A 12,698-nucleotide genomic window follows, 5' to 3' on the forward strand; every position below is an offset into this window, starting at 1 on the left:
ATCTATGATGTACCACAAAAAGCAGGTAATGTGTATGTAGTAGGAGACAGAGGGTTTAACTTGTATTATTATAGTGCTACATCAGCAGAAATGTATGCGGCACTTTTAGATAAAATACAAAGAACTATACCTAACTGCACTGTATATGATTTGCTTGTGCCGACAGCATCCGGAGTAATTTTAGACCAAAAGGTAGCACAAGGACTTGGAGCATCTAATGAACAAGACGCTTTAAGACATATTGCAGGCCTAATTAAAGAAAAAAATCCTAATGTAAAGGTAGTTGAAAGTCTAGATAATTTGTTAAAACACAACGCAGAGTACATTTATTTTAGGACAGACCATCACTGGACGCAGACAGGTGCATATTATGCCTATGAGGAATTTGCTAAAATGAAAGGCATAGAACCGGTAAAATTATCAGATATGGACAAAGTAGACTATGATGGATTTATAGGTTCATTTTACTTTAGCGGTGGTAAACCTCAATCAATGAAACAAAATCCTGATTTAATACAGGCATATAAATCTAAGGACACAAACGAAATAAATTATCTTGATAAAAATCAGCAACCGGTAAAGTGGCAGGTAATATCAGATGTTACTACATGGATGGCAGGAGCAAAATATTCAACCTTCATAGGTGGAGATAATATGGTGTCCGTCATAGACAATCCAAATATCAGCGATGGAAACAATGTGCTTTTGATAAAAGAGTCTTATGGTAACAGCTTTGCCCCATTTTTAATCCATCATTATGACAAGGTGTTTATTGTAGACTACAGATATTTTTATAAATATTCAAAATACAATAACAATATAATACAATATATAGCTGACAACGGAATAAAAGATGTGATAGTGCTAAATAACGCAGAGGCAGCCGGCTCAGAAAACAATATCAAACAAATGAACGCAATGTTTAGTCATTAACTATGGAAGATAAAGAGAATAATTGATATGAGCAAATTAGATATAAGTTTATCAAAACAGATACAAAGCAACCAAGATAAAATAAATAGCATTAAACCATTTGAAAAAGAAAAGTTACAAAATTTAAGGGATTTTTTCAAGATTGATTTAACTTATACTTCAAATGCTCTTGAGGGCAATACATTCACATTAAGTGAAACAAAGCTATTATTGGAGGACGGCTTAACTGTTGGGGGCAAATCATTAAGAGAAACCTTTGAAGTAATCGGACATTCACAAGCTTATGACTATATGTTTACACTTATTAACAATAAAATAATTAATATTGAGGATATATTAGAGCTACACAAATTATTTTATAAGGATATAGACAAGGGGCAAGCCGGACAATACAGGGATATACAAGTATATATTTCAGGCTCAAGCTACCCGGTTACCTCACCTGATTTAATACCTCAAGAGATGGAAAATTTACAATCATGGATAGAGGCACAAAGGGATAAATATGATTTATTAGAATTTGCGTCACTGCTCCACAAAAAATTTATATTTATTCATCCATTTATTGACGGGAATGGTAGAGTGGCAAGACTGCTTATGAATACAGCCTTGATACAGGAAAGATATTTGCCGATAGCTATTCCACCAATATTAAGAAATGAGTATATAAGCTATTTAGAGCAAGCACATATCGACGATAGAAATTTTATAAACTTTATTGGTGAAGTATATCTTCAAACACAAAAAGATTTTATGAGAATAGCAAATATAAAATAAAAAAACAAGGTTGAGGATATGTATTGATAATTAAATATCAAAGCATATCTTCGTCCTTGTTTTTGTTTTATAGCTTTAATTAAAATTCATAATGTGTCCACATACTTATTACTTTAACAATTTTTTCTTGCTCAAAAACTTCATATACTAGAAGGTGTTTTACATTAAATTAAGCATCAATATATTACTCAACAAAAAAATTAATAAGTATTGCTTGATTTAGCTTTCCTCTTTTTCTTCTATTTGCTCCAATAGCTCTTCCCAATTTTTATACAGCTTTTTTAGTTCTTCTTGGATTTGGGATTTATCCTTAGCGATTTGAGCTACTTTTTCACCATCTGTGTAGACTTCTTCTTTGCATAGCTCTAGGTCGTACTCTTTTATTTTTTCTTCCATATCAGCTATATCGGAGGTTATTTTCTTTTCTTGTCTTTTTAGTGCTTGGAGAGCTTTTTGGCTCTCTTTTTGCTTTTTGCGTTCTTCTTTTTGTTGAGTTTTGGTAATAACTACTTTTGAGGTTTCTTCTAAATAATTTTTTAAATCTTCGTCCTCTTTTTTCTTTTCCATCATATAATCGTAGTTACCAAGATACTGGGTGATAGTGCCGTCTTTTAGCTCAAATATTCTGTCGGGCAATTTATTTAATAAGTATCTGTCATGGGATATAATAAAGGCAGTGCCTTCATAAGCGTTCAGTGCGTCCTCTAATACTTCTTTTGATGGGATGTCTAAATGGTTTGTAGGTTCGTCAAGAAATAAAAAGTTTGCCTTTGAAAGCATTAATTTTAACAGTGAAATCCTAGATTTTTCTCCGCCGGATAATGAGCTAATTTGTTTAAATACATCATCACCATAAAATAAGAACCCGCCAAGGTAGTTTCTTACCTGCGTCTGTGTTAAATATGGGAATGTGTCATGTATTTCGGTGAAAATGTCTAAGTCTTCGTTTAAATCATTTCTTTCCTGATTGAAATATGATGGATTTACGTTAGCTCCATAGGTTATTTTACCATCGTAGTTTGTTTCTTCGCCAAGAAGTATGTTAAATAAAGTGGTCTTGCCTGCTCCATTTGCACCAATAAGAGCGATTTTTTCTCCGCTGTATATGTCAAAGCTTACATTTTCAAAAAGAGTTTTGTCATCAAAGCTTTTTGACAAATTTTCTGCGTGGAGTACGTCTTTACCTGATTTTACTGAAGTTTCAAATATTATTTTACTCTTTTTTTGCAGGTGCTCAGGTTTGTCTATTCTTTGCATTTTATCTAAGGCTTTTTGTCTTGAGTTTGCTCTTTTTACTTGCTTTTCTCTGTTAAAGGATTTTAGTTTTTCTATGATTTCTTCTTGTCTTTTTAGCTCTATTTGATTTAATTCGTAGTTTTTTAGCTCAAGCTCTGTATTTTTTTCTTTTTCTGCTACATATTTTTCGTAGGATACGTTGTAGGTAGTGGCTGTGTGATTTGAAAACTCTATGGTCTTAGTGGTAAGGGTATTTAAAAAATATCTGTCGTGGGAAATGATTATTACGGTAGAATTTAGATTTTTCAAAAATGTTTCCAAAAAGCTTACACTATCCATATCCAAGTGGTTGGTAGGTTCATCAAGTAAAAGTATATCAGGTTTTATTAGCAATATTTTTGCCAGTAGTAGCCTTGATTTTTCTCCGCCTGAAAATAATGTGACATTTTTATCAAATTCTTCATCGCTAAAGCCTAGTCCTTTGAGCATTCCTTTGGCTCTTGACATATAGGAATAGCCGTCATTGTCAGTGAACTCTTTTGTCTTTTTTTCATAGAGTTTCATTATTTTTGTAGATTTTTCTATGTCTTCATGGTTGTCGGCTATATCTTGTGCAAGCTGGGCAATTTCTTTTTCTAGGGCGATTAGGTCGCTAAATACTTCCAGTGTCTCTTGTAAAAGGGTTTTATCGCTGGTTATATTTACATTTTGGCTCATATAGCCAATTTTTTTGTCCTTTGCCACGAAAATATCGCCGGAGTCCTTGCCCTCTTTGCCTGTAATTATATTAAAAAATGTGGTTTTACCTGCTCCGTTTGAGCCGACAATGCCGACTTTTTCGTTTTCTTCCACGGTAAAGGAGACATCTTGAAATATCAGGTCTATGCCGTAGGTCTTTTTTAAATTGTTTACACTAAGTGATATCATAAAAGTTCCAATTATTACAAAAAATTATTAATTAAAATACTGTAGGGGCTATTTTACAAACTGGGATTTATTTTTCTTTTTCAAAAATAATTTGGTAACAATAAGCTCCGTAAACTCCGATTTTTTAATTGAACGGAACAACTACTTGCTTTAGTCTCCAGCCTTGCTGAGCGTTCTCTAGGATAGCATTTTTACATTCTGCAAGGGTGTCGCCCTTTTTCACTTTAAAACCAAATTTACTTTTAATTTCAACAAAGTTTTTCCCAATTGTGGTGAGATAAATTCCAATTTACATTACAGTTAATTCATTCGCATTTTGCACGATTTTTATACCGATTTTGTCAAACAAAACGGAGTATTTTCCTCCTGTTATGCCGACTATCATGCCTTTGCCAAATTTTTCGTGGGATACTTTCGCTCCTGTTTTTAGAGTTTTTTGCTGGGCTCTGTTCATGCCATATTTATTCATATAAAAATCTGTAAGTGAGCTGTTTTCACTGGCAAATTTATGGACAGCCTCTGCCTCAGAGCTTAGATATGGATTTTTATCTACTTCGCTTATTTGCTGGGCAAATTCTTCGCCTATTTCGTCTAAAAATCTAGATTTCATATTGTAATTTGTCTGTCCGTAAAACATTCTTCTGTTGGCTCTTGTGATGTAAAGTCTCCTTTTTGCACGAGTGATTGCCACATAGAAAAGTCTTCTTTCCTCTTCGATTTTTATTTGGTCCATGACTGACCTTGAAGATGGGAAGATGCCCTCTTCTGTAGCTCCGACAAATACAGTGTCAAATTCCAGTCCTTTTGCAGAGTGCATTGTCATAAGTGAAACGTAATCATTTTGACCATCTGACGTATCCATATCGGTAGACAGCACTGCCTCTTGCAAAAATATTCTAAGTGTTGGGTCGGTTGCTGCCTTTTCATATTCAGATATAAGTGATTTTAATTCTCCTATATTATCCAGTCTTGCATTGTTTTCAGGGGATTTGATTTGTTCGTATTCTAATGTATATCCGGTAACTTCTATTAATTTTTCAAATAATTCTGATGTTGGCATGGATATAGCATATTTTTTTAATTGTTCTATAATTTCATAAAATACTGCTATTGATTTTTGGGCTTTAGTGTTACCTAATATTTCTTTTGCATCTTGAAGTGCATCGTATAGGGAAATATTTTGCTGTGAGGCATAATTTTCCAGTTTTTCTACACTTTTTGCACCTATTGACCTTTTTGGTACGTTTATTATTCTTTTTAGTGAAATGTCATCATCAGGGTTGTCAATGATTTTTAAATAGGCAATTAGGTCTTTTACTTCCATTCTGTCAAAGAATTTTAATCCGCCAAAAACTCTGTAAGGTATGCCGTGAAGAGATAGTGCCTCTTCAAATTTTCTAGACAATGAATTTGCTCTATAAAGTATTGCAAAATCAGTATATTTTAAATTATGCTCGTGTTTTTGGATTTCTATTTGACTTGCAACGTAATCTGCCTCTTTTATATCATTTTCAAGCTCTACTACTTGGATTTTTTCGCCTGATGAAGAAGATGTCCAAATTGATTTATCTTTTCTCATGCCGTTATTTTTTATGACTTTTTTTGCGGCGTCTATGATGTTTGAGCTACTGCGGTAGTTTTGCTCTAATTTTATTACGGTCACATTTTCATAATCTTTTTCAAAATCTAAGATATTTTTTACGTCTGCTCCTCTCCAGCCATATATGGACTGGTCATCATCGCCTACTACGCATATATTTTTGTGGAGTTTGCTGAGGAGATTGACTAATATGTATTGTCCGTAATTGGTGTCTTGGTATTCGTCTACCATGATATATTTGTACTGCTCTTGGTATTTTTTTAGTATATTTGGGAAATTTTTAAAGATAAAAACTGTATTGTATATGAGGTCGTCAAAGTCCATGGCATTATTTTTTTGCAATTCATGGTTGTATTTTTTGTATATTGTACCGATTGTGCCGCCTATTGTTTCGTAGTTATATTTTTCTATATAATCATCCGGTGAGATTAGCTCGTCTTTTGCGGCGGAAATTTTTCTTGCAACGGTGCTTGCGTCCAGCATTTTTTTATCTATGCCCATAGTGTCCATGATGGTTTTGATTAGAGACATTTTGTCTGAGGTGTCATATATTGTGAAGTTGTTGCTGTAGTCTATCACTTCTGACTCTCTTCTTAGGATTTTTGAGCAAAATGAGTGAAATGTGCTGATTTGTATAAATTTTGCTTTATTGCCGATTAAATCCTCTACTCTTGAGCCCATTTCCTTGGCTGCCTTGTTTGTGAATGTGATTGCCAGTATATTAACTGGTGCAACTCCTTGTTCTATGAGGTAGGCTATGCGTGTGGTAATTACTCTAGTTTTGCCTGAGCCTGCTCCTGCTAGTATTAGTAGTGGACCTTGTGTTTTTAATACGGCTTGCTGTTGCATTTCATTTAAATTAGAGAGGTTCATTTTTCACCTTTTCTTATATTTCTAAAAAATCTTTTTAGTATGTACGGACTGATTGTCTTTTTAAAATAATAATCTATCTTGTATGGGTATATTAGCTCGTCTTTTACAAGTGGGTATCGTGATATTATTGCTCCGTTGTCTGATGATGTAGCTCCAATGTATATAGTTTTTATTTTTGCATTTATTATTGCTCCAAGGCACATAATACATGGCTCTAGTGTGACATACATTACGCAGTCTGATAGATTATTAGTGCAAAGTTTTTTGCAGGCTTTATTTATTGCCGACAATTCTGCATGATTTGTGGCAATATTCAAGCTGTTTTGCGTATTGTGGGCGGTTGAAATTATTTCATCATTTTTTGCTATGAGACAACCAACCGGCACATCGTTATTTTTATATGAAACTAGTGCCTCTTTTAAGGCGATTATCATAAAATTTTCGTTATATTTTTGCATGGATACCGATTTATATAAATTATTTTATCAATCATATAATTTTATCATTTGCATGATTGAGTGTCAAATTGGAGGTAAAAATATTTACAACTAATGAGATTTTTAATATATAACAAATTATCCAAGATTTGTGCTATAATAATTATAATTTAAGAAATGTTAAGCTCATAGAGTGCAAGATAAATTAAATACTAATGCCTATAAGGAGTATTAAATGGTAGATTTAACAATGCTTACAGATTTTTACCAGTTGACCATGATGAACGGATATTTAAAAAATGGTAAGGCTGAAGAAGAAATGGTTTTTGATATGTTTTACCGCATCAATCCAAATGATGGAGGGTACACAATTATTTGTGGGATAAATGAAGTAATTGATTATGTGGAAAATCTGCACTTTGACAAGGAAGATATTGACTATTTAAAAAATTTAGATATATTTAGCGAAGAATTTTTAGACTACTTAAAAACTTTCAAATTTGAAGGTGAAATTTATGCAGTTGAAGAGGGCACTATACTTTTCCCAAATGAGCCTATAATAAGAGTAAAAGCAAAGGCGTTGCAGGCACAATTTGTAGAAACGGCTATGCTTTGCATAATAAATTTCCAAACACTTATTGCCACAAAAGCGTCAAGGATTTGCTATGCAGCAAAAGACGATGCTGTAATGGAATTTGGACTAAGACGTGCTCAAGGACCTGATGCAGGCTTTTATGGAGCAAAAGCTGCAATGATTGGAGGCTGCGTTGGTACTTCCAATGTTTTGGCTGGAGAAATGTTTGACGTACCTGTGATGGGCACTCATGCTCATAGCTGGGTGCAAAGTTTTGATACTGAGCTGGACGCGTTTAGAGCCTATGCAAAGGTATATCCGGATAAAACAGTGCTACTTCTTGACACCTATGACACATTAAAAAGCGGTATAGAAAATGCAATCATAGTATTTAAAGAGTTAGAGCAAGCGGGACACAAACCACTTGGCGTGAGATTAGACTCAGGAGACTTGGAATTTTTATCTAAAGAAGTAAGAAAAAGACTTGATGAAGAAGGCTTTGATTATGTAAAAATTACAGTCTCAAACGATTTGGACGAATATACAGTTGCCTCACTTAAATCTCAGGGAGCAGCCATCGATATATGGGGAGTAGGAACAAAAATGATTACTTCCTTTGACTGGGCGGCACTTGGCGGAGTTTATAAGCTATCAGCCATAGTAAGAAATGGCGAAATAATTCCTAAAATGAAAATCTCAGAAGACCCAATTAAAATTAATAACCCAGGCTACAAAAATATATTAAGGATTTACGATAAAAACGACCATATGGCAAAGGCTGACCTAATAATATTAGAAGAGGAAGAAATAGACGAAACTAAGCCGCTTACAATATTTGACCCAATTCACACATGGAAGAAAAAGAGCTTTGAAAATTTTGAAATAAAAAGATTGCTCACTCCATTATTTATTGATGGGAAATGTGTAAGGGAAAAACGTAAGGTTAAAGATATAAAAGCACATACACAGAAAGAAAAAGCTTCACTTTGGATACAGTACAGACGTAACAAAAATCCTCAAATCTATAAAGTTGACTTATCCGAAAAACTTTGGAAGTTGAAAAATACTATTTTGGAAAATCGTCATTGATAATTACTAAAAATTAAGCAGTACAAAATGGAGGCACATTTGCTAGAAAAGTTAATCGATGTAAAAGACGCTGACTTTGAAAGAGAATTATTTGGAAATTTTGATAAAAAAGTAAAAATAATAGAAGAAAAATTAAAAGTAACAATTACTCAAAGAAATTCAGCGTTGGTATTGATGGGAGAAAACGAAGAAAATCTCAAGCTTGCAGAAAACACCATAGAGCAGTTATTTAATATATATAAAAAAAGCTGCTCAATAGATGAGCATACAGTAAAATATTGCATAGATGTCATATCGGATGATATCAGCTGTGACGTATGCAAGCTAGGCGATGACATAATAACTCTTACAGCAAAGGGTAATGCAGTAAGAGCAAAGACCTTGGGGCAAAAAAAATATATAAACGACATAGAAAGTAACGATGTGACCATATGTATAGGACCGGCAGGTACAGGCAAGACATATTTGGCTGTAGCAATGGCGGTAAAAGCTTTTAAAGAAGGTATGGTCAATAGGATAATCTTAACAAGACCGGCAGTAGAAGCCGGAGAAAGCCTTGGATTTTTGCCGGGAGATTTAAAGGATAAGGTAGACCCATATCTAAGACCGCTTTATGACGCTTTATTTGAAATGTTTGGAGCGGAAAAATTTGAAAAACATTTGGAAATGGGCACAATAGAAGTCGCTCCGCTTGCCTTTATGAGAGGACGTACCCTTGACAATTCATTTATAATTTTAGACGAAGCACAAAACACTACAAAAGAGCAAATGAAAATGTTTTTGACTAGATTTGGTTATGGCTCAAAGGTAGTAGTAACGGGTGACATAACTCAGATTGACCTAGTGGGAGAAAATAAAAAAAGTGGCTTAATCCATGCGTCATCAATACTTAAAGGCGTAAAAGGAATAGCTATTGACCAGCTAACGATGAAAGACGTTGTGCGTCACGAGCTGGTACAAAGAATTATTGAGAGATATGATTTTTATGAAAAAGCGACTACAAAAAAGCCAATAAGTGTACCAAAAAAAGTATTAAGAAAATAAATAAGGAGTAGAAAATGATAGATGTGACCATCTCTGTGGAGCATGGTGATGAGGATTTAACTGAGGATATACTGGACTCAGTCGAAACAGTAATCAATCTTTGCGAAGAGCTTGAAGGTGTAAAATTTGATAATGAAGTATCAGTGACATTTGTCAGCGATGAAGATATCAGACTGATGAATAGAGAGTATAGAGATGTAGACAAAACCACCGATGTTTTGTCATTTCCGATGTACGAAAAAGCAGATTTAGAGCTGGAAAATAAAAGACAAACAGAATATATAAGACAACTTGGCGATATAGTAATATCTGTTGATAAAGCAAAAAAACAGGCAGAGGAATTTGGACACGGATTAAAAAGAGAGATTTGTTACCTTGCCTGTCATAGTATGTTTCACCTTATGGGATACGACCATATGACTGAAGAAGAAAAGACAGTTATGAGACAAAAAGAAGAAGAAATAATGTCAAAGTTAAAAATAACAAGGTAAAAGCTAAGGTGTAAAATGGTAGATACTCAATCAAATGATGTAAAAACTGAGAAATCATTCCAAAAAAAATTGACGATAATATTATTAATATTATCCACGATGGTTTTGGTGTGTTCCTTTAGCATATTTTTTTACTATCTAAGGGCAAATGAGTTTATAAATCCAAACATCTACATAAACGGATTAGACGTATCAAATTTGACAGTGGAAAATGCGAAATCTTTGATAACAAAAAAATTAAGAACACCAAACCTAATAATACAATTTGAAGATAAGCGAAAAGAAAATGTCTTGCAAACACTTGACTTTAAATACGATTATGACGTAGCTGCAAATCAAGCCTATCAGATAGGAAGAAGTGGCAATTTTATTATTGATGCTGTAGACATAGTCAAGCAAAATCTTGGAGCTGAGACAAATATACCTCTTGACAAAAGCTACGATGAGAAAAAATTGATGTCATTATGTGATAGTATTGAAAAAGCTCTAAACAAAGAACCCTTTAATGCAAACATAGTGGTCAATCAAGGCGAAATAAATGTGATGTCAGGGAAAAATGGCGTCAAAGTAAACAAGGAAGAACTAAAAGACGAAATCGTAGCATACATAGACTCAAATACAAACATAGATAAAATAATACCAGTGCCATTTATTGAAATAAAACCTAAAATAACTAGAAATGACTTATTAAAAATAAATGCTATTAAAGGAATATATACTACAACCTATGCAGACGCAGCAATTGGCAGAGCCTATAATATCAGACTAACCTCTAGTAAAATAACTGATAAAATTGTAATGCCGGGAGAAGAAATCAGCTTTTTAAACAGCGTAGGTGAAATTTCTTACAAAACAGGATTTCAAAACGATAAAATAATAGTGAACGGAGAGTATGTTGACGGAATAGGCGGCGGAATTTGTCAGGTGAGCAGCACCTTATACAATGCCCTTAGAAATGCAGGAGTAACAATTACACAAAGGACTACCCATTCCCTGCCGGTGCATTATGTACCTCAAGGCATGGATGCTACAGTAGCAATAAACGGACCGGATTTAGTGTATAAAAATAATTTTGATTATCCGGTGTATGTTAAAAGCTATACAACCTCAAGTGGGAATAGAGGTAAAATCACCGTAGAAATATATGGACAAGGATAATTTAATTTAAGTAAAAATTTAAATATATACAAACAAGGCTTGCTTTAAATTTTTTTAAAGCAAGCCTTGTTTATACTAAATTACTTTGAAAATTGTAGCATACATATTAAAAAGAAATTTATGCTACTACCTCATGCAAAAATTTTTATAATTAAAACTAATACTACATTTTCTTATGTAAGTTAGTATTATTTTAAATTATTCCTCTGATTTCTTTTAAATCTTCTATTTTATTTTCCTGCATATATTTTTGTAAATCATACACTATATTTTCTGTGATTGCCGGTTCGGTGAAGTTGGCTGAGCCTACTTGTACTCCGCTAGCTCCTGCCATGATAAATTCTATGGCATCTTGGGCACTGGATATGCCACCCATTCCTACTACCGGCACTTTTACTGCTTTAGCTACCTTATATACCATGGCTAGGGCAATTGGTTTTATACAGGCACCGGAAAGTCCGGCGGTTATGTTGTCAAACACCGGTTTTCTTTTTTTTATGTCTATTGCCAAGGCGTTAAATGTGTTTACTAGGGATATTGCGTCTGCTCCTGCATCTTCGCAGTTAAGTGCCATATCTACTATGTCATGAGCATTTGGAGATAGTTTTACCATCAGGGGTTTATTTTTTACCACATCCCTTACTTGTTTTACTACGTCATGGGCAACATCTGAGAGTATACCAAAAGCCATTCCACCATGCTTTACATTTGGGCAGGAAATATTTAGCTCTATCATGTCTATATCTGATTTGTCCAGCAAGCTTGCACCTTCGATATATTCTGATAGGTCGTTGCCTCCTAGGTTGGCAATAGTCACTATATCATATTTTTTCATAAGTGGGAGTTCATATTTTATGAAAAATTTTACTCCTTTATTTTCAAGTCCAATGCTGTTCATAATGCCTGAGCTTACTTCATGTATTCTGATGCCTGTGTTGCCGTCTTTGCCGTTTAATGTAAGTCCTTTGGAGCTTACTGCGCCTAGCACATTTATGTCCATGTATTTTTCGTATTCATGGGCAAAGCCAAATGTGCCTGATGCACCTATGATTGGGTTTTTGAATTCTATATCGCAAATTTTAAAGGATGTATTCAAAATTTTCTCCTTATAAGTTTATTTAAGGTTTATTTCAAATCAAAACTTGCAGGGCGGGCGAACGCAGTTCGCCGCTACGATGATTGTGAAATATTATAAAATTTTCATTTGTAGTTATTTACTTTGTAGGGGCGAACTTTGTTCGCCCGTTCATAGTATAGTCTATTCTAATTCTGCTGCGTTAAATATCGGACCGCCTGTGCATACTTTTTTCATTGCGTTTTTTGTCTTACAGCTACAAGATAGACATACTCCTATTCCGCAACCCATGTGATTTTCTAAGCTAATGTATAATTTTTCTTTGTTTTTCATCTTATTTTTTAGTGCGTTCATCATAGGTGTTGGACCGCAGGACAGCACATAGTCATAGTCATCTTCGTTAAAGGTGTCTGTAGGATAGCCTGGTTGTAGTTTGATTTTTTCATTATCAGAGAACGGATTTTCTTGTAATACTGTATTATCT

12 protein-coding genes are annotated in these 12,698 nt (G+C 34.0%); 6 read left to right on the forward strand and 6 right to left on the reverse strand.

Translation table 11 applies throughout. From position 1 onward, the window contains the following. Both BBG48_RS09770 and BBG48_RS09775 read left to right on the forward strand, forming a co-directional pair. Positions 1-933, forward strand: a 933-nt coding sequence (locus tag BBG48_RS09770; RefSeq protein ID WP_243446781.1) for a DHHW family protein, incomplete at its 5' end; no start/stop codon positions are given. Between the two features lie 27 nt (positions 934-960). Continuing rightward, entirely contained in the window at positions 961-1,710 is a 750-nt protein-coding gene (locus tag BBG48_RS09775) for a Fic family protein (RefSeq protein ID WP_094754385.1), read from the forward strand. 219 nt (positions 1,711-1,929) lie between these two features. Here the strand turns inward: BBG48_RS09775 and abc-f are convergent, their stop codons facing one another. The 4 genes from abc-f to BBG48_RS09800 all read right to left on the reverse strand — a co-directional run bounded on the left by abc-f (position 1,930) and on the right by BBG48_RS09800 (position 6,804). Beyond that, positions 1,930-3,873 carry a ribosomal protection-like ABC-F family protein gene (gene abc-f / locus BBG48_RS09785; protein WP_068912422.1) on the reverse strand — a complete coding sequence of 648 codons (1,944 nt, stop codon included), beginning with the start codon at positions 3,871-3,873 and terminating at the stop codon, positions 1,930-1,932. A gap of 124 nt (positions 3,874-3,997) precedes the next feature. Further along, positions 3,998-4,162, reverse strand: coding sequence for a DUF4177 domain-containing protein (locus tag BBG48_RS09790; RefSeq protein ID WP_319946260.1), 165 nt, complete (start codon positions 4,160-4,162; stop codon positions 3,998-4,000). Further along, positions 4,163-6,346 (reverse strand): ATP-dependent helicase, encoded by a 2,184-nt coding sequence (locus BBG48_RS09795; protein ID WP_068912424.1) that lies wholly within the window; start codon positions 6,344-6,346, stop codon positions 4,163-4,165. It lies immediately after the preceding gene. Continuing rightward, positions 6,343-6,804, reverse strand: a complete 462-nt coding sequence (locus BBG48_RS09800) for a nucleoside deaminase (protein ID WP_068912426.1) — start codon at positions 6,802-6,804, stop codon at positions 6,343-6,345. Before BBG48_RS09800 ends, BBG48_RS09795 begins: the two co-directional genes overlap by 4 nt. 214 nt (positions 6,805-7,018) lie before the next feature. On the opposite strand from BBG48_RS09800, the gene BBG48_RS09805 reads away from it, so the two are divergent. The 4 genes from BBG48_RS09805 to BBG48_RS09820 are packed head-to-tail and all read left to right on the forward strand — an operon-like array spanning position 7,019 to position 11,139. After that, a complete protein-coding gene (locus BBG48_RS09805) occupies positions 7,019-8,446 on the forward strand; it encodes a nicotinate phosphoribosyltransferase (protein ID WP_068912427.1) in 1,428 nt (475 codons plus the stop codon). 39 nt (positions 8,447-8,485) lie between these two features. Then, the gene (locus BBG48_RS09810) at positions 8,486-9,490 is read left to right on the forward strand and encodes a PhoH family protein (RefSeq protein WP_330410378.1); all 1,005 of its coding nucleotides are present in this window, start codon (positions 8,486-8,488) and stop codon (positions 9,488-9,490) included. A gap of 14 nt (positions 9,491-9,504) precedes the next feature. Beyond that, a complete protein-coding gene (ybeY, locus tag BBG48_RS09815; RefSeq protein ID WP_068912431.1) occupies positions 9,505-9,981 on the forward strand; it encodes an rRNA maturation RNase YbeY in 477 nt (158 codons plus the stop codon). A 15-nt stretch (positions 9,982-9,996) separates the two neighbouring features. Then, positions 9,997-11,139 carry a VanW family protein gene (locus BBG48_RS09820; protein WP_068912433.1) on the forward strand — a complete coding sequence of 381 codons (1,143 nt, stop codon included), beginning with the start codon at positions 9,997-9,999 and terminating at the stop codon, positions 11,137-11,139. A gap of 193 nt (positions 11,140-11,332) precedes the next feature. On the opposite strand, the gene BBG48_RS09825 is transcribed toward BBG48_RS09820, so the two are convergent. Together BBG48_RS09825 and BBG48_RS09830 are read right to left on the reverse strand one after the other, a co-directional pair. Next, the gene (locus BBG48_RS09825) at positions 11,333-12,238 is read right to left on the reverse strand and encodes a dihydroorotate dehydrogenase (protein WP_408608358.1); all 906 of its coding nucleotides are present in this window, start codon (positions 12,236-12,238) and stop codon (positions 11,333-11,335) included. Positions 12,239-12,397: 159 nt separating this feature from the next. Continuing rightward, positions 12,398-12,698: iron-sulfur cluster-binding protein (locus BBG48_RS09830; protein WP_456297795.1), on the reverse strand; the 301-nt coding region annotated here is incomplete at its 5' end.

Source organism: Criibacterium bergeronii (genome assembly GCF_001693775.2).
Classification (GTDB): Bacteria; Bacillota; Clostridia; order Peptostreptococcales; family Filifactoraceae; genus Peptoanaerobacter; species Peptoanaerobacter bergeronii.

What these genes read in the sequence shown, in the direction of transcription:
- BBG48_RS09775 (WP_094754385.1), top strand. Translation starts at nt 961, where the DNA reads ATGAGCAAATTAGATATAAGTTTATCAAAACAGATACAAAGCAACCAA.
- BBG48_RS09800 (WP_068912426.1), bottom strand. Translation starts at nt 6,804, where the DNA reads ATGCAAAAATATAACGAAAATTTTATGATAATCGCCTTAAAAGAGGCA.
- abc-f (WP_068912422.1), bottom strand. Translation starts at nt 3,873, where the DNA reads ATGATATCACTTAGTGTAAACAATTTAAAAAAGACCTACGGCATAGAC.
- ybeY (WP_068912431.1), top strand. Translation starts at nt 9,505, where the DNA reads ATGATAGATGTGACCATCTCTGTGGAGCATGGTGATGAGGATTTAACT.
- BBG48_RS09820 (WP_068912433.1), top strand. Translation starts at nt 9,997, where the DNA reads ATGGTAGATACTCAATCAAATGATGTAAAAACTGAGAAATCATTCCAA.
- BBG48_RS09805 (WP_068912427.1), top strand. Translation starts at nt 7,019, where the DNA reads ATGGTAGATTTAACAATGCTTACAGATTTTTACCAGTTGACCATGATG.
- BBG48_RS09795 (WP_068912424.1), bottom strand. Translation starts at nt 6,346, where the DNA reads ATGAACCTCTCTAATTTAAATGAAATGCAACAGCAAGCCGTATTAAAA.